26 protein-coding genes and 1 pseudogene are annotated in these 26,840 nt (G+C 31.8%); 7 read left to right on the plus strand and 20 right to left on the minus strand.

What is annotated here, in order from left to right; genetic code table 11:
- Positions 1–40: 40 nt before the first annotated feature.
- The 4 genes from RCG18_RS23430 to RCG18_RS23445 form a co-directional block, all read right to left on the minus strand.
- The gene (locus RCG18_RS23430) at positions 41–421 is read right to left on the minus strand and encodes a helix-turn-helix domain-containing protein (protein WP_308038400.1); all 381 of its coding nucleotides are present in this window, start codon (positions 419–421) and stop codon (positions 41–43) included.
- Positions 414–2,189, minus strand: coding sequence for a HAMP domain-containing sensor histidine kinase (locus RCG18_RS23435; RefSeq protein WP_308038401.1), 1,776 nt, complete (start codon positions 2,187–2,189; stop codon positions 414–416). The genes RCG18_RS23430 and RCG18_RS23435 overlap by 8 nt, the downstream gene beginning before the upstream one ends.
- A complete protein-coding gene (locus RCG18_RS23440; RefSeq protein WP_308038402.1) occupies positions 2,167–2,874 on the minus strand; it encodes a response regulator transcription factor in 708 nt (235 codons plus the stop codon). Before RCG18_RS23440 ends, RCG18_RS23435 begins: the two co-directional genes overlap by 23 nt.
- 221 nt (positions 2,875–3,095) lie before the next feature.
- Positions 3,096–4,016: a DMT family transporter gene (locus RCG18_RS23445; RefSeq protein ID WP_308038403.1), complete on the minus strand. Its 921-nt coding sequence runs from the start codon at positions 4,014–4,016 to the stop codon at positions 3,096–3,098.
- A 640-nt stretch (positions 4,017–4,656) separates the two neighbouring features.
- Between RCG18_RS23445 and RCG18_RS23450 the strand changes: the two genes are divergently transcribed.
- Positions 4,657–5,883: a S8 family peptidase gene (locus tag RCG18_RS23450; protein ID WP_308038404.1), complete on the plus strand. Its 1,227-nt coding sequence runs from the start codon at positions 4,657–4,659 to the stop codon at positions 5,881–5,883.
- Positions 5,884–6,042: 159 nt separating this feature from the next.
- On the opposite strand, the gene RCG18_RS23455 is transcribed toward RCG18_RS23450, so the two are convergent.
- Both RCG18_RS23455 and RCG18_RS23460 read right to left on the minus strand, forming a co-directional pair.
- Positions 6,043–6,531, minus strand: coding sequence for a prolyl-tRNA synthetase associated domain-containing protein (locus RCG18_RS23455; RefSeq protein ID WP_308038405.1), 489 nt, complete (start codon positions 6,529–6,531; stop codon positions 6,043–6,045).
- Positions 6,532–6,959: 428 nt separating this feature from the next.
- Positions 6,960–7,592, minus strand: a complete 633-nt coding sequence (locus RCG18_RS23460; RefSeq protein ID WP_308038406.1) for a flavodoxin family protein — start codon at positions 7,590–7,592, stop codon at positions 6,960–6,962.
- A gap of 304 nt (positions 7,593–7,896) precedes the next feature.
- Between RCG18_RS23460 and RCG18_RS23465 the strand changes: the two genes are divergently transcribed.
- Positions 7,897–8,232: a helix-turn-helix domain-containing protein gene (locus tag RCG18_RS23465; RefSeq protein WP_308038407.1), complete on the plus strand. Its 336-nt coding sequence runs from the start codon at positions 7,897–7,899 to the stop codon at positions 8,230–8,232.
- A 113-nt stretch (positions 8,233–8,345) separates the two neighbouring features.
- Here RCG18_RS23465 and nadE read toward each other — a convergent pair whose 3' ends face one another.
- From nadE to RCG18_RS23490, 5 genes are read right to left on the minus strand one after another with little or no spacing between them, the layout of a single operon-like run.
- On the minus strand, positions 8,346–9,080 hold the full coding sequence (gene nadE / locus RCG18_RS23470; protein ID WP_308038408.1) for an NAD(+) synthase: 735 nt from the start codon (positions 9,078–9,080) through the stop codon (positions 8,346–8,348).
- Between the two features lie 55 nt (positions 9,081–9,135).
- Positions 9,136–10,605: a nicotinate phosphoribosyltransferase gene (locus RCG18_RS23475; RefSeq protein ID WP_308038409.1), complete on the minus strand. Its 1,470-nt coding sequence runs from the start codon at positions 10,603–10,605 to the stop codon at positions 9,136–9,138.
- Between the two features lie 2 nt (positions 10,606–10,607).
- A complete protein-coding gene (locus tag RCG18_RS23480) occupies positions 10,608–11,156 on the minus strand; it encodes an isochorismatase family cysteine hydrolase (protein ID WP_308038410.1) in 549 nt (182 codons plus the stop codon).
- 12 nt (positions 11,157–11,168) lie between these two features.
- A complete protein-coding gene (locus tag RCG18_RS23485; protein WP_308038411.1) occupies positions 11,169–11,966 on the minus strand; it encodes a ribose-phosphate pyrophosphokinase in 798 nt (265 codons plus the stop codon).
- A gap of 21 nt (positions 11,967–11,987) precedes the next feature.
- Positions 11,988–12,878, minus strand: coding sequence for an NUDIX domain-containing protein (locus RCG18_RS23490; RefSeq protein ID WP_308038412.1), 891 nt, complete (start codon positions 12,876–12,878; stop codon positions 11,988–11,990).
- Positions 12,879–13,536: 658 nt separating this feature from the next.
- On the opposite strand from RCG18_RS23490, the gene RCG18_RS23495 reads away from it, so the two are divergent.
- Positions 13,537–14,820: a glycoside hydrolase family 18 protein gene (locus RCG18_RS23495; protein WP_308038413.1), complete on the plus strand. Its 1,284-nt coding sequence runs from the start codon at positions 13,537–13,539 to the stop codon at positions 14,818–14,820.
- Positions 14,821–15,013: 193 nt separating this feature from the next.
- On the opposite strand, the gene RCG18_RS23500 is transcribed toward RCG18_RS23495, so the two are convergent.
- Both RCG18_RS23500 and RCG18_RS23505 read right to left on the minus strand, forming a co-directional pair.
- On the minus strand, positions 15,014–15,451 hold the full coding sequence (locus RCG18_RS23500; RefSeq protein WP_308038414.1) for a hypothetical protein: 438 nt from the start codon (positions 15,449–15,451) through the stop codon (positions 15,014–15,016).
- A gap of 175 nt (positions 15,452–15,626) precedes the next feature.
- Positions 15,627–16,229, minus strand: coding sequence for an FMN-dependent NADH-azoreductase (locus RCG18_RS23505; RefSeq protein WP_308038415.1), 603 nt, complete (start codon positions 16,227–16,229; stop codon positions 15,627–15,629).
- A gap of 214 nt (positions 16,230–16,443) precedes the next feature.
- Between RCG18_RS23505 and RCG18_RS23510 the strand changes: the two genes are divergently transcribed.
- The gene (locus tag RCG18_RS23510) at positions 16,444–16,836 is read left to right on the plus strand and encodes a helix-turn-helix domain-containing protein (protein WP_308038416.1); all 393 of its coding nucleotides are present in this window, start codon (positions 16,444–16,446) and stop codon (positions 16,834–16,836) included.
- A 25-nt stretch (positions 16,837–16,861) separates the two neighbouring features.
- On the opposite strand, the gene RCG18_RS23515 is transcribed toward RCG18_RS23510, so the two are convergent.
- Positions 16,862–17,023: a hypothetical protein gene (locus tag RCG18_RS23515; protein WP_308038417.1), complete on the minus strand. Its 162-nt coding sequence runs from the start codon at positions 17,021–17,023 to the stop codon at positions 16,862–16,864.
- 254 nt (positions 17,024–17,277) lie between these two features.
- On the opposite strand from RCG18_RS23515, the pseudogene RCG18_RS23520 reads away from it, so the two are divergent.
- From RCG18_RS23520 to RCG18_RS23530, 3 genes and pseudogenes are all read left to right on the plus strand, one after another.
- Positions 17,278–18,470, plus strand: a pseudogene (locus RCG18_RS23520) (phosphoenolpyruvate hydrolase family protein).
- Between the two features lie 138 nt (positions 18,471–18,608).
- Positions 18,609–19,817, plus strand: a complete 1,209-nt coding sequence (locus RCG18_RS23525) for a Tm-1-like ATP-binding domain-containing protein (RefSeq protein ID WP_308042098.1) — start codon at positions 18,609–18,611, stop codon at positions 19,815–19,817.
- 69 nt (positions 19,818–19,886) lie between these two features.
- Positions 19,887–20,717, plus strand: a complete 831-nt coding sequence (locus RCG18_RS23530) for a phosphoenolpyruvate hydrolase family protein (RefSeq protein ID WP_308038418.1) — start codon at positions 19,887–19,889, stop codon at positions 20,715–20,717.
- A gap of 244 nt (positions 20,718–20,961) precedes the next feature.
- Here the strand turns inward: RCG18_RS23530 and RCG18_RS23535 are convergent, their stop codons facing one another.
- The 6 genes from RCG18_RS23535 to RCG18_RS23560 form a co-directional block, all read right to left on the minus strand.
- Positions 20,962–21,555, minus strand: coding sequence for a hydrolase (locus tag RCG18_RS23535; protein ID WP_308038419.1), 594 nt, complete (start codon positions 21,553–21,555; stop codon positions 20,962–20,964).
- Positions 21,556–21,602: 47 nt separating this feature from the next.
- On the minus strand, positions 21,603–22,787 hold the full coding sequence (locus tag RCG18_RS23540; RefSeq protein ID WP_308038420.1) for a multidrug efflux MFS transporter: 1,185 nt from the start codon (positions 22,785–22,787) through the stop codon (positions 21,603–21,605).
- A gap of 103 nt (positions 22,788–22,890) precedes the next feature.
- Positions 22,891–23,721, minus strand: coding sequence for an AraC family transcriptional regulator (locus tag RCG18_RS23545; RefSeq protein ID WP_308038421.1), 831 nt, complete (start codon positions 23,719–23,721; stop codon positions 22,891–22,893).
- Positions 23,722–23,880: 159 nt separating this feature from the next.
- A complete protein-coding gene (locus RCG18_RS23550) occupies positions 23,881–25,281 on the minus strand; it encodes a peptidoglycan binding domain-containing protein (protein ID WP_308042099.1) in 1,401 nt (466 codons plus the stop codon).
- 58 nt (positions 25,282–25,339) lie between these two features.
- Positions 25,340–25,513 (minus strand): hypothetical protein, encoded by a 174-nt coding sequence (locus RCG18_RS23555; RefSeq protein ID WP_308038422.1) that lies wholly within the window; start codon positions 25,511–25,513, stop codon positions 25,340–25,342.
- A 140-nt stretch (positions 25,514–25,653) separates the two neighbouring features.
- Positions 25,654–26,748, minus strand: a complete 1,095-nt coding sequence (locus RCG18_RS23560; RefSeq protein ID WP_308038424.1) for an alpha/beta hydrolase — start codon at positions 26,746–26,748, stop codon at positions 25,654–25,656.
- Between the last annotated feature and the right edge of the window lie 92 nt (positions 26,749–26,840).

Here is a 26,840-nt window from a genome sequence, read left to right on the forward strand (position 1 = left end):
ATGTAAATTAACTATTTAATATGGAACTAATTATCGTAGGTTATTCTAGAGTTTTATTTCCGCTCAACATATATTCATCTACAGCCTTTTTGCTAAATCGTATTTCATCATTCATTTTTATACAGGGAAATTTTGAATCTGGATTATCAATAATAGATTTATAGATTAATTTAATATCTACTTTTAAATAATTCGCTAGCTCTGTAGGTGTCATTATATCCTTTTGCTGTTCTTTTAAAGCTAGCATATCATTTGAAATTTTGTTGCTTATTGTATTAGTATTACTCATAATTAAATCCGTTTTATGCTCTATTTCATTAAATCTGCTATATTGAGTATATAAAAAATATACTGTAATTAAATTCAATGCTAGTAAAACTGCCAATAAGACTCCCAAACCATATTTTAAATATTTACTCATTTATTATCCCCCTTTGCTGCAATTTCAGAACTATAAATACTTTAAATAGGTCTCCCTCTTTTTCTATATACATTTTACCGCCGTGCAGCTCTACAATGCTTTTTGAAATTGCAAGACCTAATCCAGAGCCTTCAACCTCTGAATTTCTTGATTCGTCGCCTCTCTTAAAACGTTCAAATATTTCTTCAACATCAAAATTCATTTCATAGGCTGCTATATTTTTAAAGGATATAATCACTTCATTAGCTTTATTTTCAATATTTATATATACTCTAGTATTTTCCATTGAATATTTTAAAGCATTATAAACAACATTTTCAATTACTCTTGATATTTGTTTTCCATCTAGATTTAATACAACTTCACTTGCAAAGCTTTTTAATTTAAAATCAATATGTTTTTCTTCATAACAATTGGAGCACTCTCCCAGTACTTGATAAATTAAATCTACAATATCTACTTTTTCTTTATCTAGCTCCAACTTTCCGCTGTTAATTTTAGAAACTTCAAATAAATCATCAATAAGAACTTTTAATTTTTTAGCCTTAGAATCTAGAATTTTAATATAGTCTTCTTTTTCCTCTTCTGTTGAATCCTCTCTTTTTAAAAGATCCACATAAGTTATTATTGATGTCAAAGGTGTTTTTAAATCATGGGATACATTTGATATTAATTCCGATTTTAGACGCTCATTTTTTACATGTTCCTCTAATGCCTTCTTATAACCTATTTTTATTGAATTAATATTTTCCGCCAAATTAGAGAGATCTATATTACCTTTCGTATCTAGATATAAATCAAAATTGCCTTTAGCAATTTCTTTTGTACCCTTTGAGATTACTCTAAAATATTTTACATCCTTAATCAGTGTTAACAAACAACCTAAAATATAAGCTATATAGAGTATTATAAATCCAATGCATTTATAATAGCTCATATAATCTATCAAAAATGCAAATATAACCATTAGCATAATAGCTATAGAAGATAAGGTAATAGTCTTTTCACAAACTCCCCAGTTGTAATACAATTCCTTGGTTTTTAGTATTATAAAATACAAACGTGATTTTTTAAGTTCTCTTTTTGCACTTTCTTTTCCAACAGTTTTTACCCATTCTACCTTTCTTATAATAAATACTGTAGTAACAATTAACCAAACAAAGACAAAGATAAGTTCTATTAGGGCTTTATAACTAGGTCCTAGCACAGTAGCCCATGTGTCTACTTTCGCATTAATTCCTGTTTTATCGTACCAGTAATATTCAGTAAAATTTTTTCCTGACTTCAGAAATTCTCTGCGATCTAAATCCTTCTCGATAATAGGCGCATAATTCACTTCATTATCTGCTTTATAGTAATAGTATGAATTTTGTTTTATATATTCATTAAAGGGATCTTTTAAGTCTGCAACCTTATGAAGGTTTGTATATACTTTTCCATTTTTATTGTTTATTAGTGCAAACTTTACTTTGAAATCTTTAAAGTCCCTTTCTATATCACTTTGTTTAATTTCTCCATTTTTTAATTTTTCTAAGTAATCTGTAGTACAGTATAGCTTTTGACTTAATGGAAAAGAATCTTCCATTAAATGCTGTTTTAATACAGTTTCATTATTTGTTAATCTCATTAGCCCATTATTTTCAATCAAATCTATACTAAATATTCCCGCCAAAATTGTTAAAATCACCATTATAATTATCTGTCTTAACAAACTTCCAATAAGAATACTTTTAAGATTTTTCAATTTATTTGTCAATTTTGTATCCAATACCCCACACCACCTTTATGTATTTTGGTTCTTTAGGATTTATTTCAAGCTTTTCTCTAATTCTCCTTATATGCACTGTCACAGTGTTTTCACTTTTATAAAAAGGTTCATTCCATGCGTTTTCATATATTTGTTTAATAGATAAAACTCTACCAGCATTTTCTGCAAATAGCAGTACTATCTTAAATTCTAAGGGAGTCAACTTGATTTCTTCTCCATCTACTTTTACAATATTAGAGGCTTTGTTTATGTTTAATCCTCTTATTTCTATTTCATCCTCATTTGGAGCTTGTAAGTCAACATTGGCATCCCCCAGTAGAAGAAATCTTCTAAGCTGTGATTTCACTCTAGCTACTAGCTCTAAGGGATTAAAAGGTTTAGTTATATAATCATCAGCGCCAATATTTAATCCTAATATTTTGTCTGCATCTTCACTTTTTGCTGACAGCATTATTACTGGTATGTTTTTGTTTTCTCTTATCTTTAAACAGGTTCTTATACCGTCGAGCTTAGGCATCATTATATCTAGTATTATTAGATGTATATTTTCCTTTTCCAATATATCCAATGCTTCCAACCCATCCCCTGCTTTAAGCACATCTATATCACTGCCTTTTAAATAAATTTCGATAGCATCTCTTATTTCTTTTTCATCATCTACTATTAATACCTTTTGCTTATCCATAATGTCCTCCATATTGAAAGTTTTTCTTTTTTCAGTATTCGTGTAAACATATACTTTTTCCTCCTTTTTTAACTTAAGGCATCTGAAATCCTTCGATAAGCTTATCTATAGGTATAATTTTACAAGGTAAAAATTACGAAATAGTTTACAAAATTATTAAGAATTTCTTACAAATTAAAAGCCGCACTGTATTATCAGTGCGGCATCTATCTATAGATCGCTTATACACTCTCACTATCTGAAGATGTAGAGTAACTATTTATTTTAAATTTTTTAAAAAAGTTCAACTTTGTTTCCTCTATAATAATACCTATAAAAATAACTACGCTACCTACTATCATTCGAAGAGTCATTGTTTCATTTAAGAGAAATACAGCAAAAATTCCTCCAAATGAAGATTCTAATGTAAATATAAGAGCAGTACTGGTAGAGGAAATATATTTCTGCGCAATGTTTTGCACTAAAAATGGTATAACAGTAGTTGCAATAATAAGATATGCTATGGACTTTGACATTTTTGGCGTCACATTTATTGTATAGGATTCAAATATTCCTGTTAGTATAACAAACAATAACGCTGTCACAGCAAACTGTATTATTGTTGAGATTATAGGATCAGAATCTTCCTTAAAATATTCTATAGCCATCATATGACATGCAAAAGATATTGAGCAAAAAATGGATATTACGTCCCCTTTGTTTATATTAAGTGATCCATCTAAGGTTAATAACCCAATACCTATTGTTGCTATAAAGGCACCAATAATCTCATAGTTGTCTGGAACTCTTTTATTTATAGCCCAAGCTAAAAAAGGAACTACTATTACATATGCGCCAACCAAAAAAGATTGTTTTGACGCAGTGGTATATATTATGCCTGTTATCAACGTAAAAAAGGCAATAAATAGAAACATTCCAATTATTAATCCTTGATATATATATTTTTTTCTTATATTTTTTAATCTTTTACAAAACATAAGAGCCAAAATAATCGTTGACCATACAAACCTCAAAGTCATTAATTGAAATGGCTTTATACTATTTAGGCTATCCTTTACAATTGCATAGCTCGTACCCCAAAACATTGTCACAAAGGCTAGTGACAACGTAGAAACAACAGCTTTTTTATCATATTTTGACATTCACTTCACCCGCTTTATAATTTATAGTAAAAATTGCATGATATAAACAGGATTCTTGGCTTCAGGTGGAGTTTTGTCTACGACCACTGGGCAATTTGCCCGTTAAATGCCATTTAGGCATTTAACCTCCATCTTAAGCTTAGAAGCCGTTATCCAGGGTCGTAGCGCCACTTATCCCCAACTTTAAGAAAAGCAGAGAACCCAAATCTTTGATTTGGTGTGAATCGCTTTCACAGAGTGCAAGCAGAGAACCCAAATGTTAAGCAGGCATCCAAAATCTATGGTTTTGAGATGATCGCTTTCACAGCGTGCTGATTTGGTGTGAATCGCTTTCACAGAGTGCGTTAGGGTATTAGTGGCGGTAGACATCGGATAAATCTCCTACTAAATTATAACTAATATTTTCTAATAGGGGAATACTTTTAGTAATAATTATCTAAGACTCAAAGGTCGAAACTGCTATAATTATGTTTCTAATTTTTTAAGTGTATAGTTAAAGCGAATATATAGTATTAATCCAATTGTTCGAATTATTTCTAAAACATCATTTTTGTCACAAAACTGTTACAATAATGTATTATAATTAAGAATAAATTCTATTAATATTTAAAAATAAGAATTAATTGGAGGGATATTATTTATGAAGCCTACAAAAATTATAGTATTAGCAGCACTTTCCGTTTTAATAGTTGGGACAGAGTTCTTAACTTCAGAATCTAAAATAGTAACCAGCAATATTAGTAGTACAAGTAACAAAGAAATAGTACAAGCATTACATAATAAAGCAACCCCTAATTCAATCTATTCTAAAAATTATAAAGTAATACTCCCTGGATATAATAGCAGGCAGCTACAAGACAAACAGACTAAAGGTAAAACCGTTAAGAGAATTCAATTACCTCAACCTGTAGGAATAGTTACTCCAATAGGTAAAACTCCTGTAAATAGAAATGCAACTGTTACCGACATAACCTTAAATACCGACACACCTGTAAATGATCCAGGCTATAAGTATGAGTGGGCAATTACAGCCACAGAAGCCAATAAGGCATGGACTTTAGTAAATCAGAAAAGACAAGTTAAGGTTGCTGTATTGGATACAGGAGTAGATTATACACATGTTGACCTAAAAAATAGAGTTCTAACAGATTTAGGATATAACTTTATTGATAATAGTAAAAATGTATTAGATGATAATGGCCATGGAACTCATATATCAGGAATTATTGCAGCAGAAGCTAATAATAAACAAGGCATAGTAGGTATAGCAGGAACACTAGACGTTAAAATTATACCAGTAAAGGTTTTAGATAAAAATGGAGAAGGTGACTCAGATAAAATTGCTAAAGGAATTATATATGCAGCAGATAAAGGAGCAGATATTATAAATTTAAGCTTTGGCACTAAAGGTACCTGTGAAGAAATTGATAGTGCTATAAAGTATGCTAAGGAAAAGGGAGCATTTGTTGTAGTTGCTGCTGGAAATGATAACTCGAATGCTGATTTATATACACCAGCTGGAGATGAGCAAGATGCTTATACAGTATCAGCAATAACTCGACAGTATAAAAAAGCTAATTTTTCTAACTATGGAAGTTCAATTGATATTGCTGCACCAGGAGTAAAAATTATAAGCACTGTACCAAATGGTTACGCAGCTTGGGATGGTACAAGTATGGCTGCTCCAGTAGTATCAGGGGTTGCTGCACTAGTTAAAGCAGAAAATCCAAACCTAACACCAGATCAAATAGCTGAAATTTTAGATGATACTGCAACTGATATATTATCTAAAGGTAAAGACTTGCAATCTGGATATGGAATAGTCAATGCTTATAAAGCAGTACTCAAAGCAAAATCTGCTTCTTAAAAAACCATAGACTATAATTCTGCTATTTAATTATTTTTAAGCCCCCACTTGCTTTAGCTAAGTAGGGGCTTAAAAGTATTCATTTTCTATTGGCTAAAAATATACTATTTTAATAGGATTTTAGATTCTATATCTTAATATCTAACTATTTAATAAAAATTAAATAGTTAGATATTTAATTTTATTTCCATTCTGATCTACTACTTTCTTCAAATCCTCAAAGGAAATCCAAACTGTTGCAGTATTATCATTAGGGTGAACACCTAACTTTGTTTTTCCTACTAAATCATTATCAAATACTACTTCTACAGAGCCTTCTTCATCATTTATTACTCCAAGTGGTGTTACTTCTCCTTTTTGAAGTTTCAAATATTTATCAAGTCTTTCTGCTGATGCAAAACTAAGTCTTGTGCTTCCAAGCTGCTTTTGAATATCTTTTAAATCAGCTTTCTTGTCTTTATCTAAAACTACAAGGAAATGTCTTTTACCCTTTTCATCTCTAAGAAATAAATTCTTGCATACATCTCCCTGTTCAGTAATGCTTAAAGCATCCATCTCCTCTATTGTAAAAACAGCAGGATGATTTACTACCTCATATTTAATATTTAACTCATTTAACTTTTCAAAAACTTTTTCTTGTGCGCTCATTAATATTTACCTCCTAATTTAAATTCACTCTTTAGTTTTTCCACTATTATCTAAAGATAACAAATCCTCTTCAACAATTCAATAATTTTATCTAAAAATCCTTATTAAATGATATAGTAGCAAAGCTTCTGTTTAACAAAGTCACAAAACATATCAATAAAAATATTCGACATTTCTGAAAAAAAACCTTCTTTATTATCCTTAATCATAAAAAAGACCGCCATTGCTTTGGCGATCTCTTTATAAACAGGATTCTTGGCTTCAGGTGGAGTTTTAAACTCCATCTAAAGCTTAGAAGCCGTTATCCAGAGTTGTAGCGCCACTTATCCCCAACTTTAAGAAAAGCAGAGAACCCAAATCTTTGATTTGGTGTGAATCGCTTTCACAGAGTGCGTTGGGGTGTTAGTGGCGTTAGACATCGGATAAATTTAACGAATAAAGTTTGTGAATACTTTACCTTCTTTTTCAGGTTCTTCAATTTTTCCTTTTCCATATTCAACCAATTTCATAAGCCAAGCCATATTTTTACCAAGGACTCTCATTATTTGTGTACCTTCTTCATCTTCTTTAGCTTCTCCTGGAGCTGTTCCATGTATTACATTCCAATAGTTTGAAGTTGGCATAAGCATTTCAGAATAATTAATGTAATTATTTAATTGTCCAAAAGTAGGAATACCTCCTGAACGTCTCACAGCAACAACTGCAGCTCCCACCTTATGTCTTAGCATAGATTGGTTTACAGTTGTAACATAAAAAGCTCTATCCAAGAATGATTTCATTGTTCCTCCTATAGCTGAATAATGAACTGGAGAGCCTAGTATTATACCATCTGCCTCTTTCATTTTTTGAATCCATTCATTCACTTCATCCTTAATCACGCATTTTTCGTCTTGATTTCTTACGCAGCCATTACAAGCAAGACAGCCTCTTATAGCCTTATTACCTACATGAATAATCTCAACTTCTATGCCTTCTTTTTCTAGTTCCTCAGCAACCATTTTTATTCCATGGAATGTATTCCCTTTCTCTTTAGGGCTTCCATTAAATGCAACTACTTTCATTTAGTTCATCTCTCCTTTATATATCTAGTGACAAGATTATAAAAATCCTTTCACTGACTTATTTTTACTTTAAATACCTTTATTGTTCCACACTAAATATAGTATATTTAACACAACTCTTTGCAACAAGTAGGCACTTTAAGGTTAGCTAACTTACTTTAAAGTAGGAATTGTGATTTATTCTATACCTTTAAAAATAAATCAATAAAATATTTTTCTGCACTGCTTATAAATTCTATTTTTAATTTTTCTTTTTTATATTATAATCATGTATGAAATATATGTTAAAGTAGGTGATCTTATTTTGATAGAACATAAAGGCAAGTCATACATATGTGCTCTAGATTTGGGATTTGAAATAATAAGAGGTAAATGGAAAGCTGTAATACTTTGTCACTTATCTGATGGTCCAAAGAGATTTCTGGAGTTACAAAGAATTACTTTTGGTGTAAGTCAAAAAGTATTAAGCGAATCTCTAAAACAACTTGAAGTTGATGGAATAATAATTAAACATGTATACGCAGAAATACCTCCAAGAGTTGAATACTCATTAACCGAAAAAGGCCAGGAATTAGTTCCTGCATTGAAAATAATTGAAGAGTGGTCCAAAAATCACTTTTCTGATATATTGAGTAAATAAGAAAATAGTTCTAGATAATTACATAATATTTCCTCAAAATGATTTAAGGAAGCACTATATAAATGCTTCCCTTAATTATAGACATCTAAAAAATAACGAGTCAACTTATGATTTTATGCTCTCTCGTACTTTGGTGGCAAGTTCCTCTTGTGCTTGTTATACTCATGCCTCAATCTAATTTTCTCATCTGTTTCTTTATCCCCACAGCTCCCATTTTCTATATATTCATTAATTTGTTTATATGAAAAGCCTAACTTCTCTTCATCAGATTTTCCACTCAACCCATCACTTGGAGTTTTATGAACCAATTCATAAGGTAAGCCTAAAAAGTCTCCCACTGCTACAACCTCTTCAGTAGTTAGGTCTCCTATAGGATTAAAGTCGAAAGCATTATCTCCCCATTTTGTTGTATATCCTACAAAGCCTTCTGACTTATTTCCGGTACCACATACCCTATAATTCATGCTAGTTCCAACTGCATACAAGGTAGTCATTCGGAGTCTCGGAGGAATATTGATTTTAGCGTCAATAGATAACTTTTCATCTGCAATCCCCTCTAATAATCCATTGTAGGCCTTTTCTATATTAACTATTTTATAATTAATTCCAAGAATATCTACAATCTTTAAGCTATCAGATATATCCTTCTGCTCTCCATTTGGCATCAGAACACCAAATACTCTTTCTTTTCCTAAAGCTTCAGCTAATAATTTGGCTGTTACAGAACTATCCTTTCCACCGCTAATTCCAATGATAGCTCCTTTAGCACTAGGTTGATTCTTAAAGTATTCTCTAATCCAATTTATGATATTTTCACATTCCTTTTCTGCATTAAAATCTTTTCTCATTTTTATACCTCCAATTAAAAGGAAAAATAATTTTCTATCTTATTCTAAAATGTTACTAGAAGCTCCCGTGAAGCCTATTTCTTATTTCAGATAATGAGTAATCTTTTGCCAGCTTACCATCCTTAAATACAACTTCTAATAGGTTATCCTTACATTTTTCTTGCTCTTTTAAAGTTAATTCATCTTTATATAAAATATCTTGCCCCTCTCTATATACATAACACATTCCCTTTTGTGACTTTTTAAAATTATCTTTATCTGTTTTTGGTGCCTTAAATATGAACTTTTCTTCACCATCTATTACTGCATGAGTAGCCTTTAAAGCAAATCCAAAAGTATCTCTAGTATTGTATTGATAGGTGTATGAACCTATCCCAAAGACACAGTTATTTACTGCAAAGCCCTTTTCCTCTAATCCTCTACAAATCTGTTCGCATCTTTCTACAGTTATACTGTCTCCATAAATTGCCCCTATTTTACTGTTTAGAACCTTATATCCTTTTGAATTGATTTCTCCACCAAATATATTCCATAGCAATTCAACAGTTCCCTTATATTCCTCGCTGTCTTTTGCTGCATCCTTATCACCACAAATTATTTTTACCGGATCTCCACTATCGCCTCTAATGACAATTTTGCCATCTCTATTTAATATATCTTCTTTCAATCTTGGAATTATATTCGTTATAACATTCCAATAGTCATAGGTGTCAGATACTATGCTCAAAACTCCCCTTGGAAATACCTCAGTAATCAATCTCTTATAAGCCGCAAATTCATCTTCGCCGTAACTGCACATTACACTGTGTTCTGTAGAAGGAGTTCCAAGTCCAACTAGTTCCTCTTCTATATTGCAGTTATAATATTCCTCTAAATAGCTAATGGCAGGTATTGTTGCAGTTCCTAGAAAGGAAAGTAAATGTGCTGCACCACTAAGTTCTGCACTTTCTATAGAACTAAAACCTCTCATACTAAAATCTCCACAAGCTTTTCTTATATCTCCACTTTCTACAGTAAGATCAAAATACTTTTCTATTACTTCTCTGTACCTATATGCAATAGTGGCACTTGTCATTGGCTGCCATATATTACAACTCATAAAGGTTTCTAAATAATTCACAAGCCAAGCAAAATCCTCATGGGTATTTGTAATTTCAATCATTGGAGTTTTAATATTTACCTTTAGTCCCTCTGACACAGCTTTAATTTGTATTGGTAAATATCCTAAGTCGTGCAAAGCTTCAATATGCTTTGTATCCGCTGCTATATTTCCCATAGTTTTAGAAATGATTCTTTTATATTCAGAAATCACTTCTTCTTTATCCTTATAGAAGAAGTTTTCATTAAAGTATTGAATCAAATACTTCTTTATAAAAGGCTGCAGTCCAAACATAACAATCTTATTCATATTTTCTTTTCTAGACATTCTAGGAGTCCAGTAACTCACTAATTTAGTCATTCCCTTTGCATAGCACATATGATGAATTGTTTTATAAAAATCCGTTAATAAAAATGGGCTTATCATTATTAGTTCCCCCTGTTGATTACTTTTACCTGAAGACCTTCCATTACATCTAATGCCTTTTCATGTAGTGAATCATCAAAGCTAGCACAAAGACTGGCATCCACTATAATATCAGCATTTCTGTATTGGGATTGGAATATTACCACATTGCTAATTACGCATATATTGGTGACAACTCCAACTAATTCAATTTCTTTAATATCTTCTCCTATTTCACTGGCTAGTCGAAGCATATCTTTGTTGGATATTCCAAAGCCTTCTTTTTCATAATGCAGTGTATTTTCTAAAGTTGAGAAATCCTTTATTTTCTCGTACAGCTTATGGCCATTAGTATCTTTGATACAATGGGAAACGGGCAAATTTTTACCTTCCCTAGTTTGTAAATAATCTTCGTAATGAGTATCATAGGTAAACAGTACCTTATCCCCATTTTGTAGATATCTCTTAACTTTATCATATATACCTTGTTCTAATGTTTTTGCTTTTTCAAATCCAAGTGTTCCATCTACAAAGTCCTTTTGGTAATCAATAACTACTAATAGTTTTTTCATAATGAATCCCCCTTAAATTTCGTAGACCTTAATTTTTTCATGCCTTCTATTTAAAATGCTATTGGTTGTATATATCCCTGTTATTAAATCATCCTTTAATAAATCCCCTTGAAAAACTGTATTTTCACAGTGAGTGACTGCTAGGTATATTTCTGTTGCCCCCATATCCTTTAGCTTAGAAGCTGTCAGCATAAAAGTGCCACCCTTTGAACATAAATCATCCACTATGATAGCTTTAAAGCTTTTTCTTTCCATATGCCCATTAATCTGTAACTTCTTTATACGTCCTGTTCTAAAATCACGCTCTTTGCTAGCAGTTAGAGTTTTTTCATAGCATATTTCTTTTCCATATCTCTTTGCTGCACCTGCATCTGGATAAACTAAATATACCTCTTCTTTTCCATCATTCAATTCTTTTAATAGCTTCTCTGCTAAAATTTTAGACATATCCACTACCTTAACTCTATCTAATAATGCAGTAGATACCTCTGAATGTGGCTCATAAATAGTTACACTCTCAAAATCTAAATTATTAATCACCTTACACAAATGCTTTAGTGTAAAAATCATTATACCCTCTGTTCTGTCCATTCTGCTGTAAGGCATATAAGGAAGAATTAAATTACATTTTACTTTTAGTTCATCTAAATGACTTTTCAAAAATATCAAGTGAGTTATATCCTCATCATTTTCAAAATTAACTCTAATCTCATTATTATCATCTCTTAACTGTAAGCTTTTACTATCAATTAAGGATTCACCATTAGGAAATTTCTTAAATTCTATTCTCTCATCATTAAAATAAATCATTTTATACCATCCTCTTCATTTTTAAAAATTATGCTCCCAGTTTTCATTAAACTTAAACACCTTAGCTGGTCTAAAGGGTTTACCCTCTATCTTTTCATCAGTTTCTATAATCATTTCTCCCATTTTTCTTCTGAAGTTTAAAATTTCTCTCCCCATTATTGCTTCATAGACATTCTGCAGCTCCTTTACAGTAAATACTCTTGGCAAAAGGTTAAAAGCAATTGGCGTATACTCCACTTTATTTCTTAATCTATCTATTCCATAATCTAATATCTTATAGTGGTCAAAAGCCAGTTTCTCTGTAGAGTTATCTAATAACCTATAAGCTGTTTCTTTCCTTCTAAAAATGTCCCTTCCAATTTTCTCTGTTACTTCATAATTCATTATTATTTTTTCATCAATGGATTTAAGAGATATAAGATGTTTGTTTTCTATATACTGTTCATGCTTTTCAGAACTAATAAGAGTTTTATCTATCCAAAACCATTCACTTTTCTTTTGTAAATCTGCTTCATTAAACCTTATACTGCTCTTTTCAACTAAAGCAATGTTTCCTACACTAATAATCCTTGTTCTTTTGTCCCTATCAACATCTCCAAAAGTGTATAGCTGTTCAGTATAAACATTGTCTATACCTGTCTTCTCCTTAAGCTTCCTTTTAGCCCCCTCATCTAGACTTTCTTCTATATCAACAAAACCACCTGGAAGCGCCCACTTTTCTTTATATGGATAGTCATCTCTTTTAATTAAAATAACCTGTAGTCCTTTTTTAGGAACCTTTCTAAGATTATCCTCTTCCCTATCAGCAGTTGTAAATATTATGATATCGTTTGTAATACTCAGCTTTTTATAATCATTTTCATTATAATTCTTCAAGAATTCCTCTTCATTGTCTATAAAATGTTTATTCAAAATACTTCGCCTCTACTTATTATAGTTTAGATATTATCAATTTGATATTATGTATTTATAATACCTCTTATTCCACTATATGTCAATACATATCTTAAATTTTCTTATTTTAATAATTAAGCCTTTCTTGAATATAATGTTTATGGTTTACTTTTTTATTAGTTAACATAATATTAGAATTGTCAACTTAAATTTGATACTATGTAATAAAACAATTCCATAATTAACCTTGTATTATATTACTATATATACATAAAATAACTCTAAATGTATTATGAGGTGATTAATTTGAATTTTTTTAATATTTTTAGTTCATATAATTTCCATCACCATTTAATATTGTTTATATTGGGTATTACATATTTAATTGTTAAATCAACATTTACCTTATGGGTATTCTTTAAAGTCTTTAAATCTAGACTTAAGCGTTAAATTTCAATTATATTTTACTAACTTGTGATTTTATATTTGCCCACCATCTCAGTTTTATTAGTTGGCTTACTTTTCCCTTTTGTACAAGTTTAAATTAGGACGTAAAAATATCGTAAGCTTCATTATTATTTTTAAAAAGTTGTACGAGATTAATTGATATATTTAGTACACTTCTCCTTCTATCTCATATAATGATATTGGATAAGTTTTATAAGAAGGAGATATTATGCAAATTCATGTTGTTCAACCAGGACAGTCAATATTTGGAATAGCTCAGGCATATAATTCCACAGTTTCAGCAATTGTTGCAGCTAATGAAATTCCAAACCCTAATCAATTAGTGGTAGGGCAGGCATTGGTAATTCCTATTGTAGGAAGCTTCTATTGGGTACAACCGGGAGATAGTTTGTACAGCATTGCGCGCAGTTTTGGAATAAACTATCAAACACTTGCACAGGTTAATGGAATTTCAGCTACTCAGCCACTGCAAATTGGATTAAGATTGTATATTCCTCCACGACCTAAAAGAGATGCAGAAATAAATGCATATGTTGAACCAATAGCTGGAAAGGTAGCCCCTGAATTAGAGCAGGCAGCTCGAAGTGCAGCACCATTTCTGACATACCTAGCACCATTTAGCTTCCAGATTCAGAGAGATGGAACATTGAAAGCTCCTCCATTAAATAATTTTCCAGCCATAGCCAAAGCGAATAATGCAGCCTTAATGCTGGTAGTTACTAACCTTGAAAACGGGCAATTCAGCACGGAGCTCGGGAGAATCATTTTGACAGATACAGAAGTACAAAATCGTCTGCTTAATAACATCGTCGCAACAGCAAAACAATATGGTTTTAGCGATATACATTTTGATCTGGAGTTTTTGCCTCCTGAATTAAGGGAAAACTATAATAACTTTTTGAGGAAGGCAAAAGCAAGGCTCTCTTCAGAAGGTTTGATGATGTCTACAGCTTTGGCACCAAAAACAAGCTCCACTCAGGCAGGCTTATTGTATCAAGCCCATGACTATAGAGCTCATGGTGAAATTGCAGATTTTGTTGTCTTAATGACTTATGAATGGGGCTACAGCGGCGGCCCTCCAATGCCTGTGTCTCCACTGCCTCAAGTTAGGCAAGTTATTGAATATGCTTTAACAGAAATGCCTTCTTCTAAAATTATGATGGGCCAAAACTTATATGGATATGATTGGACACTTCCTTTTGTACCTGGAACTACTGCAAAGGCTGTCAGCCCTCAGCGTGCCATTGAAATAGCGGCAGAAAATAATGTGCCAATTAGATATGACTATACAGCACAAGCTCCTTTTTTCAATTATACCGATAGCCAAGGAAAACAGCATATAGTATGGTTTGAAGATGCGCGATCAATTCAAGCGAAGTTTGATCTTGTAAAAGAGCTTAATTTACGAGGAGTTAGTTATTGGAAATTAGGTCTTCCTTTCCCACAAAACTGGCTTTTGATAGAAGATAATTTTAACGTAGTAAAACGATGAAGTGAAAACTTGAATCAGATGGGATTTCAAAACTCATCTGATTTTGTGTGAATCGCTTTCACAGAGGGCGATGGGGTATTAAAACGGGTAGTCATCGGATAAATTATAGAAATTATCTTGTGATATAAAACTTTTCAAATTACCCAAACATAATACTTTTGTTAATATCATGTTTGGGTAATTTAACCAACTTCTACAATTGATTCAATTGTTTAATTTCTTGTTGAATTAAGTTAGCAAAACTAGGGTTTTGTTTAGCAACATTAAAAATATATGTTAGTATGTTACCTGGATAATAAACCGTTTCTTTTAAAAATATACTTTCAAGAGATCTTCTAGCTAATGAAACAGCACAATTTTCATTATGCCTTTCATTACACTCTTTACATAACTTACATATAGATGCTATACATCTTGCCATCATTGCATTATCATAAGGTTTCATATCTTCTTTTGGAATAAGTTGCACTCCATCTCTAACCACTGTCAATCCGTTTTTTTTAATCGAATTTACTACACTTAGAGCAAATCCAATATTGCATTTAGCTTTAATACAATTTACTGTATCATAGTCTTTACAGTCAAAACATATTTGCTGTAAATTGCTAATTGTATTATTAATGTAATCCATACCTTTCCCCTTCCCTTATATTACTAATAATTTTACTTCCCTTAACTATTAATCAAGCACTCAATGCTGCTATGTAATGCACTTTTATTTATTTTTTGTAACAATTACTACTAAAAGAATGGATAGCTTAGATTTGACTATCCATTCTTTTAGTAATTAACTCTTAGGATAAGTGCTAAAAGTTTTTCACTTTTTCTTCAGCCTTTTCAATTGCATTTTTTACAATTGCTTCTACATCTTCACCAATAACATCTAACTTGTCTGCTGATATTGTAGTAAAGTCAGTTATTCCAAGGAAAGCAAAGATTGTTCTTAAATATCTATCTCCCATTTCATACGCTGCAGCTGGCCCCTCTGAATATCCGCCACCTCTTGCAACAATATGAACTGCTTTTTTCCCTTGACATAGACCAACTGGTCCCTCTGCAGTATACTTAAATGTAATTCCTGTAACACTTATATAATCAATATATGCTTTTAGTATTGCTGGAAAGCTTAAGTTCCACATTGGTGCTGCAATTATATATTTATCTGCTTCAGCAAATTGATACGCATATTTTAAAATTGGATGTTCTTTGCCTTCACCAGGTGCTGGTCTATGAAGGCTGATACCCTCTTCTGTTAGAAATCCTATGCCCTCTTTGTATAGATCTAAAGTTATAATTTTATCATTAGGATTAAGTTCCCTATACTGTTCAACAAAGTTATCTGAAATTTTAAAAGTTCTTGATGATCCTTCTGATTTTGTATTTGCTTTAATATATAATACTTTACTCACAGTAATTTACCTCACTTTAAATTTAATTTAATGTTTAATATCTTTCGTGATTATTATTTTTCTATACATACAAATAAATGCATTTATTTATGATAGCTATCTTTCATTAATTTTCTATGATATTATAATATTATTTAATTCATCTTTTATCAAGTATGCACTTTTTTGTCATACTGTGACAAAAAAGTCATCACTAATTAGTGGGGGTTTTAAAATGGAGCAGTTAACAAATAGGCATGAAGAATGCTATATGAAGGAGAAGTGCCTTCAATATGAACAGTGTCCAATGGTCCTAATTCAGGACATGATTTCTGGAAAATGGAAAATACTGATTTTATGGTATTTAAGTTATTCAAAACTTAGATTCAGCGATATTCAGAGAAAACTACCTAATGTTGCTCAAAAAGTACTTTCACGCCAGTTAAAAAGTTTAGAAGAAGATAATCTTATACACAGGAAGGTGTACCCTGTTGTACCACCTAAAGTCGAATACAGCCTAACAGATGTTGGTAGAAAATTAATTCCTATCTTAGAGATGATGCACAAATTTGGAGCTGAATGTTTAGAGGAAGATCTTGAAAAGCAAAATAGGGATATGACTAAATAGCCATATCCCTAATCAAAAATCTTTTCTACAATGACTTCCCCAGTTCTTCTACTTTCATAAGTGCATCCGTTGCTTCAATAGCACCTTTTTCATTAACCTTTTGAACTGCCAGCACTCCTTTGTCTTCCCACTTCATATAGTGAGCAATCTCTCTATATGTTGCTATTATCCCATCGAATACATTCATCCCCTCATCGGCCCCGCATACAAGCAGAAAACTTTCTTTTCCAACCTATTTCCCCCTCTAATACTGTTAAAGCTTTTTTTATTACATCATACATACCTGCTATAGAATTTATTTAATTTACAAAGCCTCCTTAACGAGAATAAATAATTAAAAAATTTAGGTAATTATTTGATTTTATTATCTACTATCCATATAATGTAATTATCTTCCTATAGAAAATAATTAATTACAAACAATATAAGGGGTCTAAAAATATGGAGAGAGAAAAGATATTAGAGAATATAAAAATACAAATCAAAAATGGAAATCATATTATTGGTGTAGCAACAGGTACAGGTATGACAGCAAAGTATGCTGAAAAAGGTGGAGCTGATTTTCTTTTAATGCTAAATTCCGGTAGGTTTCGACAAATGGGAAGAAGTTCATTAGCAGGTTTTCTGCCATTTTGCAATAGCAATGATATGGTAATGGATTTTTCTGCAAGAGAGATAATACCCTTAGTAAAAGATATACCTATTATTTTTGGATTTAATGCAACTGACCCTACAAAAGATATAGAAAGCTACATAGATAAAATAAAAGATATGGGCTTTTCAGGTATTAATAACTACCCCACAGTTGGACTTATAGATAGTCAATTTGGTGAGGCTCTCGAAGAAGCTGGATATCATTATTTGATTGAAGTGGAAGCTATAAGAGTTGCCCATGTAAAAAATATGTTCACAGTTGCCTTTGTATTTAACGAGGTGCAAGCAGAACAAATGATTGATGCTGGTGCTGACGCCATTTGCGTACATTTAGGCCTAACAGGTGGGGGGCTATTAGGGGCAAAAAAGTATTTTCACTTGAAGCTGCAAAGGTAAAAATGGAAAAGATATTTAATAGATGCAATGAGTTAAAACCAGATGTGATTAAATTAATATATGGTGGTCCTGTAAAGACACCAATTGATGTTCAGTACATGTATAGTAATACTGAAGATTTGATGGGATATATAGGTGGATCAGCCTTTGAGAGAATTCCATCTGAAAAATCTATTACAAATATAACAAAAGCTTTTAAAGTATCAGCACAACTTGATGAAGATGATTTATTGCTTAAGATGCTAGATGGAATTACAAAACACTATAACTATGTTGAATTTGTGAAGGAATATGTTGCTCAAAATTATATGAATGATATTTCATTCTTAGATTTAGCTAAGGTAGCCCATGTATCTAGAGGTTACTTAAGTAGCCTTTTTAAAAAAGAGGTAGGTTGTAGTTTTCCAGAGTATCTAGTTAAATTCCGTATAAATAAAGCAGCAGAAATCCTAAATAAAGAAAATATACAGTTATCAGAGTTAGCAGAATTAGTTGGTTATCAAGATTATGCGCAGTTTAGTAAGATGTTTAAAAAGTATAAAGGGTGTTCTCCAAAACAATATAAATCTAAAAATATAACATAAACACAAAAACATAGTACATAACAACGTTTACATTGAGAAGTGAAGAAAGTATGATTAACTTATGATTTTGTTATGAGAACGTTCTCCAATCCATTTATATAACTAGGTAAAACTAAATTTATTGAGGAGGTTATGAAATTGAAGACAATCGCTATTGCAGGAACATTCGATACGAAAGGTGCTGAATATTCATATGTAAAGGAATTGATTGAAAGTTTGGGTTTAGGTACTTTCACCATTCACACTGGTGTGTTTGAGCCAACCTTTAAACCAGACGTGTCAAACAGTGAAGTAGCTGAGGCAGCAGGCACAGATATAAGAACTCTAGTTTCTAAAAAAGATAGAGCATTAGCAACAGAAGTATTATCAAAGGGAATGGAAAAATTACTGCCTGAATTATATAAGCAAGGTAAATTTGATGGTATTATCTCCTTTGGTGGTAGTGGCGGAACTTCACTAGTAACACCAGCTATGAGGGCGCTGCCTATTGGTGTTCCAAAAGTTATGGTATCAACAGTAGCTTCTGGAAATACTTCTCAATACGTAGGCACAAGTGATATTATTATGATGCCTTCTGTAGTAGATGTTGCAGGGCTTAACTCAATTTCAACAAAGATTTTTTCAAATGCAGTATTTGCAATTGCAGGTATGGTTAAATTTGAAGACACAAAAGTAATGGATAAAAAACCATTGATTGCTACAACTATGTTTGGAGTAACAACGCCCTGTGTTACGGCAGCTAGAGAATATCTTGAAGCTAGAGGGTATGAAGTACTTGTGTTCCATGCAACAGGTATAGGTGGACAATCTATGGAGGCACTTATTGATGCTGGCTTTATTGAAGGTGTGCTAGATCTTACTACAACAGAATGGGCAGACGAAATTATTGGCGGGGTTTTGAATGCAGGACCACATCGTTTAGAGGCGGCAGCTAAAAACCATATTCCTCAGGTTGTATCAGTTGGTGCACTTGATATGTGTAACTTTGGCCCTTATGATACAGTGCCAATAAAATTTGAAGGCCGCAATTTATATAAGCATAACCCTACTGTAACACTCATGAGAACAAACATTGAGGAAAATGAAGCAATCGGTAAAAAGCTTGTTGAAAAATTAAATATGGCAAAAGAAAAAACTGCTTTATTTTTACCTCTAAAAGGCATATCGGCAATAGACATAGAAGGCCAACCATTCTATGGCGTAGAAGAAGATAAAGTGTTATTTGACATCTTAAGAAATGGTATAAACAAAAATGTTGTAGAAGTAGTTGAAATGGATTGTGCTATTAATGATGTAAAGTTTGCTGAAGCAGCAGCACAAAAATTAATAGATTTAATGAATAAATAAGACCATAGATATATTATAAATCAATAAAAAACTATGAACAAAAATATAAATTTATAGGAGGGTTTATAAATGAATACAATGACAAGAAAAGAAATCATAGAGAAATTTAAGGAAGAAGTTAAAAACGGAAAGATACTATTAGGCGTAGGTGCTGGTACAGGTATTACCGCTAAAAGTAGTGAAGCTGGTGGAGCTGATATGCTTATCATCTATAATTCCGGAAGATATAGAATGGCAGGCCGTGGTTCGTTAGCTGGATTATTATCTTATGGAGATGCAAATCAAATTGTAGTTGAAATGGGTTCTGAAGTACTGCCTGTTGTAAAACACACTCCAGTACTAGCTGGTGTATGTGGAACTGATCCTTTTAGAGTTATGGATGTATATTTAAAACAGTTAAAAGAACTAGGATTTAATGGAGTTCAAAACTTTCCGACAGTAGGTTTAATTGATGGTGTATTCAGACAAAATTTAGAAGAAACAGGCATGGGATATGACTTAGAAGTAGAAATGATTAGAAAAGCGCATGAATTGGACATGCTTACAACTCCTTATGTATTTGATCCAGAACAAGCAAAAGCAATGGCAGCCGCTGGAGCTGATATCCTAGTAGCACATATGGGCTTGACTACAAAAGGTACAATTGGAGCAAAAACAGCTCTTACCTTAGATGATTGTGTGAAGAAGATTGAAGCCATTATTAAAGCTGGTAAAGAAGTTAACCCAGATATTATGGTAATCTGCCACGGAGGACCTATTGCAGAACCAGAAGATGCTGCATATGTAATTGAAAGAACAAAAGGAATAGATGGATTCTTTGGTGCATCTAGTATTGAAAGATTTGCTGCTGAGAGAGGTATTAAAGAGCAGACTGCATCATTCAAATCAATAACAAAATAAGTATAATAACAATCAAATATTCTATTAGGTACAAGATACTTATAAAGCAAAGTATCTTGTGCCTAATTTTCATTCTAAAATATGAAACTCCTTCTCCATGCTGTCGAATGAGTAAGCGATCATATCAAAATCAGCACTCTGTGTAAGCGACTATCTCAAAATCATAGATTTTGGATATCTGCTTAAGATTTTGTATGCCTGCTTATGTTTTTTTATTTATTAGTAAGTTTTATTGTATCTAATTTTATCTTAATGCTGAAGCTACTTCCTCACTTGTTCGAATCTGACCTATCCTAGGAAAGATATATTTACAAACATAATCATGTTCTTCCTTCATTGATGCAGTCATTGCATCTTCCACAAAAATTTGATTATAGCCATGTTGATAAGCTTCTCTTGCTGTAGTATCTACACCAATTCCAGTAGAGATACCGCATAATACAATAGTATCGATTCCACGACGTCGTAACTGTAAATCAAGGTCAGTGCCATAGAATGCTCCCCATTGTCTTTTAGTGATGGTATGAGCAGTTTTAATATTTGCTAATTCAGGCACAAAGCTATCCCAACCTTTTGGGAATTGCATTGGATTAGTATTTGAATCTGTTTTTGGCTTTGGCATATCTTTTCCATCTGTAGAAGAAACTCTTACAAGAGCCACAAATCCACCCTTCTCTATGAATGCATTAATTAATTTACTTGTATTCTGAACAACCTGCGCACCTGTATGAGGAGAAAGTTCTCTGTTTACAATTCCATTCTGCAAGTCTATGACTACAAGTGCTGTTCTTTCTGCTTTAATAAATTCGGTTACATTTGTTAATTTTAAATCTTCCATTTTTTTACTCTCCTATTCATTTTGCTATATATATTATGATTATTAATTTAAGCTAGCTTTTTATATACTGAAGAATAAACCCATAATGCATTTATCAGTAACAATGTACTTGTAATAAAAAATACATATCTAATACCCAAATAGGCAGATATTTGTCCACCTAAAATTGAACCTCCAAATACACCTAGATACGATGCCGACATGTTAAAACCGAAAACTCTACCTGTAAGAGAATCTGGTGTAATTCTCTTAATTAAGGCATTAACAGAAGGAAGCAATCCTGCTGTTGCTAATCCTAATAAAAAACGAAGCGCCATCAACTGCCAAGGATTTCTTACAAAGGCTTGTGGTATAAAAATTACTCCTGCTACTAAAAGTGCAACTAACATAACCTTATGTGGTCCAATTTTATCAGAAATTTTCCCCAGTCTTGGGGCAGCAATTATACTTGCCATCCCTGAAGCTGAGAATACCATTCCAGCAAGCAGTGCGACATGGTTAGTATTGTTAGACAGTTGGGTAACATATATTGTTATGATTGGCTCTATAGAGTATAATGCCAAGGTTAATACAAAAGATGTAACAAACATTGTGATTATTAAACTTCTGTTTGGAATAAGGCTCCATATCTCTTTAGTACCAAGAACCTTTTTCTCTTGACGATTAAAAGTTTCCTTTACAAATAAAACAGTTGTAATGAATGCAATGAGCAGCAGCGCACCTGTTATAAAAAATACATTTTGTAATCCAAGGTTTTCTCCTATATAACCACCAATCATTGGTCCAAGCAGAGAGCCTGCAATAGACGCTGTAGAAAGTGTACCTAAAGCCCATCCTGCATGTTCCTTATCTGTCTGAGTTGCAATCAATGTAGTGCAAGCGGTGCTATAGCCTGTTATAACTCCCTGCAGCAATCTTAATCCTATCAGTTGATATACATTGCGTGCAAAACCCATGCTAAATACAACTAATGCCATACCAAGGCTTGCTCGCAGAAGCATTGGCTTTCGTCCAAACTTATCAGCAGCCCGCCCCCAAATTGGCGAAAAGACAGCTGAAATTATAAAGGTAACACCAAAAGCAATTCCTGAGAATTGTTCAATTAAAGCTGTACTATGAACTCCAAGGTGTTTTATATACAGCGGCAATACTGGAGCAATCTGACTCATGCCTACACTTGTTACAAACATTCCAAACCAGCAAACTATTAAATTTCTTTTCCATACTTTCATGAATATAAGCCTTCCTTCTGCTATGCTTTAATTGTTGTAAAAAAGTACTTAACAATACTATCCTCATTTTAACCTACAGATTGGCTTTATACCATGCACTATATTAAACCACATGGACATTTTTGCTATAGAATTCTGAGGGACTTATCCCTTCAATTCTTTTAAATATTCTGCTAAAATAAAATTCATCAGTAAATCCAAGTTCCTGTGCCACTTCTTTTATTTTTTTATCCCCTTCAATTATAAGCTCTTTAGCTTTATCAATCTTCATCTTATTAAAGAAACCAATTACAGAATATCCTGTAGTAGCCTTGAAAGTTCTTGATAGGTACGTAGGTGAGAGCTGTACCATCTCTGATAACTCAGTCAAAGTCAGCCTATTATTTATATTCTTATGCATGTATTTAATAATTTTTTCTATTTTTAAGGATATTGAGTAATTCTGATTTTGCTTTTTTATACTCTGGAAGATTTCAAAAATTAATTGCTGAAGTAAAGCCTTAGTAATAAGTTCATAACCAGGCAGCTTTATATTCCAGCTATTAACTAATTTTTCAAATACATTACTGACATGATAGTAGTCCTTTAATTCTTGTACAGAATAAAGCGGGAGCATTTCAGTTTCGTTTCTAATATTCCATTTGTTATCATTAAAGACCACATTTATATAGCTGAAATGCACTGACATAAAGCAAATGGGATCATCACTATCTGCCTCTATACAATGCAATACGTCAGGACAAATGTAGAACATCATCCCTTCCTTTATCTGATATCTTTTATTTTTAACTACAACATTCCCTTTTCCTCCGGTAACGAGTATTAGTTCATGATGTTGAAGTGTTCTAGTGATTTTTGATGAATATTTCCGAGAATCATTAAATTGCCTCATATTGCAATAATGAATGTGAAAAAAAAGATTACTTATATTCATTTTATCCTCCTTAGCTCAGGTTAAAGAACAATAAAAATTAATAGTGCAACAAGTTGTTGCACTATTAAAATAAATCCTATTTTATCATATTAGTTAAATATAAATCCAGCACTTTATTTCTAAGGAAGTCTATCTTTTTTAATTCTATCAAATTATAGACTACTCAGTATAACAAACAATAGGAGTTCCTGGTACAATATTATCATATATTGCATTTGCTAAACTATATGGTGAATTTATGCACCCATGAGAACCACTTTTCATATAAATATCTTTTCCAAACTCTGTTCTCCATGTTGCATCATGAATACCTATATTCCCATTAAAAGGCATCCAAAAATCAACTGGTGCACTATAATTTTCTCCCTTTAATGTAGCATTTCTTTCTTTATAATTTAATACATATGTACCTGAAGGGGTTCCAAAATTTTGGCTTATATCTCCAGTAACAACATCTCCTTCTGTAACAAGAGCACCATTCTTATAAAACCATAAATGTTGTTTTGTAAAATTGATTTCTACGTATGTATTTCCAATATCATTATTATCACGAGATACTGCCTTTTGTGAATATATTGGTTCTTTCGTTACATCTTTACCTTTTTTTATAGCTTCAATTAAACTCTTCACTTCTTCAGGCTTATTAATAATCCACCCATAGTTACCACCATATACTTGTACTACTTTTCCTGATGATGTAGTGAAAGTTCTTGTTTTTCCAAATGTATTATACTTAGCAGCTAATGAATATACATACTTTCCAATCTGCTCCTCGTTAAATGCAACCTTCATATTTTCATCTACATAAAGCCATTTATTTATAGTTGAACCATCTACCACTTCTTTATTATCACCAAATGTATGTGTAATCTTCAAACTTGTATACTTATTAAGAAGATCTATAGCTTCTTTAGCCTCTTTAGATTTTGAAGTATACTTTGGTTTTTCATAACAATTAGCCTCATTCAAATTTAATATGTTTTTTTGTTTTAAAATTGCATTTTCTACATTTTCGTATACAGCATCTTTCTTTATCTTGTTTCCATTAACTTCATCTATCATCTTATACCCATTGCTTGAATACTCAAAAGAAACATTTTTAGGCTCAGTTATCTTCTTACTGCTAAAGAAATTCTCCTTGTTTAATTTTTCTTTTAACAGTTCTTTGTCAAAAGTTATTAGGCCATCTATTTGCATCTGATTTTTACTAAAAAGTGAGGTAATCCACTTAAATGGATTTTGTTTGTTTTTAAGCTCTTTGATTCTATCCTTTTCATTACATGCTAAACCAATTTCTTTTCCATTAATTTTACTCTTAACTCCATCTCGTCCTTCAACTTCCAATGAATATGTAGAAATAACTGATGATATTTTTTCTTCTGCCCCATTTATAGTTTTAAATGAAATATCAATTCCATTAATTTGAGTGCTCGAATAAAAATGGTTCATAAAAAATACTGACATTCCTAAATAAATAAAAATTAAAGCGCTTACCCCTATTATAATGCCTTTTTTATTGTTCATAAGTTCATTCCTTTGTTTTCTTCTCTGTTTTCTCATAATAAATATCATTCCTTCGGTTATGGTTAATATACAAAATTTCATAAAAATCTTGATTTTATTTTAATTTTGCATTTCTTAATAAATTATCTTTACTTTCCCTATATGTATTTAGCACATCAAAAAGCTCTTCTAACACTTCCTTATATTTATTTTTGTAATCTTGAGTAAATGGAGTATCCCCTTCACCTATGTTTCTTTCATCCATTATCATATCATAATATTTATTCACTTTGCACCTTTACTTTTTTCTATTTTGAATCATACTATTCACTTACTAGCTTTACTCCTTGAAATGCTCTGTTTAAATTCTAAATTCTTTTTTTGCGACAAATATCTCTTTATTAATAACAAAAATCAAAGAATACCTACTTAGTTACATTCCTTGATTTTAAAAACGTTTCGAAATCTATAATTGAAATCAAGACTTATCTTTCTGAAACTCTTTTGAAGATATAAAGAAATTTCATTTAAAGCTTTCTCTCCTTCTCTTGAAATCTTATCCATTGTAAGAAAACCATGTATACAACCTTTATATCTAGTAACAACTACCTCATCACCGGCTTTTTTTAACTTTTCAGCATATGCTTCTCCTTCATCTCGTAAGGGATCAATTTCAGCTGTTATTATAAGTGCATGAGGTAATCCCCTAAAATCTTTAGCTAACAATGGAGATGCATAAGGGCTTTTTCTATCTTCTTTTTTCGGTATGTACAGTGATATATATTTCTCCATATCTTCTCTTGAAATATTAAAATCATTGGACAACTGAGACCAAGACTTACTATTCAATTCAGATATGTTTGTAGATGGATATATTAATACCTGACAAGTTACATGTGGTCCACCTTTATCCCGTATCATTTGAGAAACTGCAGCTGCAAGATTCCCTCCAGAGCTATCTCCTGCAACAGCTATATGTTTTGCATCACCATTAATACTCTCTGCATTTTTATAAGTCCACTGTATTAAATTATATACGTCATTTATTCCAGCGGGGAAAGGATTTTCTGGTGCAAGTCGGTAATCTACTGATACTACTATTGCTTTTGTATTTTTTGAAAGCTTTCTGCAAACATTATCACTCGCATCTAGATTTCCCGCAATCCAAAAACCACCGTGTAAATAAATAATTATAGGAAGCTTACTACCGCCTTCAGGCGTATATATACGTACAGGTATCTTAGTTGAGGATATATCTATGTTGACATTTTTTATATTAGAAAAAGGTATAGGTTTAGCACTCCACATAATGGAATCCTTATTTAAAGTTTCACGTATTTCATTTATTGGCTTTCCTTTAATTGTATTAGGATTAAAGTATTTATGAGCCTTCAAAATTACACCAACCTTCATATTAACTTTACCATAACTTGTTGTTGTTAAGTTTTTAATAAGTAAGAAAGCTCCTATAATAAAAGCTAGGACTATGACAGCAAATACCCAAATGCTTTTCTTCTTTTTCATTTAGCCAACCTCCTATATTATGCTGAATTTAATTACTAAAAACATAAATCCTAGTATGTATTTTATGCCACCGCCATTTTATTATACTAAGA

This window comes from Clostridium sp. OS1-26, from assembly GCF_030915445.1.
Taxonomy (GTDB): domain Bacteria; phylum Bacillota; class Clostridia; order Clostridiales; family Clostridiaceae; genus Clostridium_AM.

Excerpts from the sequence above, each read along its gene's own strand:
- RCG18_RS23510 (WP_308038416.1), top strand. The coding sequence starts at position 16,444 with ATGGAGCAGTTAACAAATAGGCATGAAGAATGCTATATGAAGGAGAAG.
- RCG18_RS23475 (WP_308038409.1), bottom strand. The coding sequence starts at position 10,605 with ATGATAAGCCCATTTTTATTAACGGATTTTTATAAAACAATTCATCAT.
- RCG18_RS23430 (WP_308038400.1), bottom strand. The coding sequence starts at position 421 with ATGAGTAAATATTTAAAATATGGTTTGGGAGTCTTATTGGCAGTTTTA.
- RCG18_RS23530 (WP_308038418.1), top strand. The coding sequence starts at position 19,887 with ATGAATACAATGACAAGAAAAGAAATCATAGAGAAATTTAAGGAAGAA.
- RCG18_RS23515 (WP_308038417.1), bottom strand. The coding sequence starts at position 17,023 with ATGAATGTATTCGATGGGATAATAGCAACATATAGAGAGATTGCTCAC.
- RCG18_RS23445 (WP_308038403.1), bottom strand. The coding sequence starts at position 4,016 with ATGTCAAAATATGATAAAAAAGCTGTTGTTTCTACGTTGTCACTAGCC.
- RCG18_RS23440 (WP_308038402.1), bottom strand. The coding sequence starts at position 2,874 with ATGGATAAGCAAAAGGTATTAATAGTAGATGATGAAAAAGAAATAAGA.
- RCG18_RS23450 (WP_308038404.1), top strand. The coding sequence starts at position 4,657 with ATGAAGCCTACAAAAATTATAGTATTAGCAGCACTTTCCGTTTTAATA.
- RCG18_RS23455 (WP_308038405.1), bottom strand. The coding sequence starts at position 6,531 with ATGAGCGCACAAGAAAAAGTTTTTGAAAAGTTAAATGAGTTAAATATT.
- RCG18_RS23500 (WP_308038414.1), bottom strand. The coding sequence starts at position 15,451 with ATGGATTACATTAATAATACAATTAGCAATTTACAGCAAATATGTTTT.
- RCG18_RS23460 (WP_308038406.1), bottom strand. The coding sequence starts at position 7,592 with ATGAAAGTAGTTGCATTTAATGGAAGCCCTAAAGAGAAAGGGAATACA.
- RCG18_RS23560 (WP_308038424.1), bottom strand. The coding sequence starts at position 26,748 with ATGAAAAAGAAGAAAAGCATTTGGGTATTTGCTGTCATAGTCCTAGCT.
- RCG18_RS23480 (WP_308038410.1), bottom strand. The coding sequence starts at position 11,156 with ATGAAAAAACTATTAGTAGTTATTGATTACCAAAAGGACTTTGTAGAT.
- RCG18_RS23540 (WP_308038420.1), bottom strand. The coding sequence starts at position 22,787 with ATGAAAGTATGGAAAAGAAATTTAATAGTTTGCTGGTTTGGAATGTTT.
- nadE (WP_308038408.1), bottom strand. The coding sequence starts at position 9,080 with ATGAGAAAAGATTTTAATGCAGAAAAGGAATGTGAAAATATCATAAAT.
- RCG18_RS23545 (WP_308038421.1), bottom strand. The coding sequence starts at position 23,721 with ATGAATATAAGTAATCTTTTTTTTCACATTCATTATTGCAATATGAGG.
- RCG18_RS23485 (WP_308038411.1), bottom strand. The coding sequence starts at position 11,966 with ATGATTTATTTTAATGATGAGAGAATAGAATTTAAGAAATTTCCTAAT.
- RCG18_RS23550 (WP_308042099.1), bottom strand. The coding sequence starts at position 25,281 with ATGAGAAAACAGAGAAGAAAACAAAGGAATGAACTTATGAACAATAAA.
- RCG18_RS23495 (WP_308038413.1), top strand. The coding sequence starts at position 13,537 with ATGCAAATTCATGTTGTTCAACCAGGACAGTCAATATTTGGAATAGCT.
- RCG18_RS23535 (WP_308038419.1), bottom strand. The coding sequence starts at position 21,555 with ATGGAAGATTTAAAATTAACAAATGTAACCGAATTTATTAAAGCAGAA.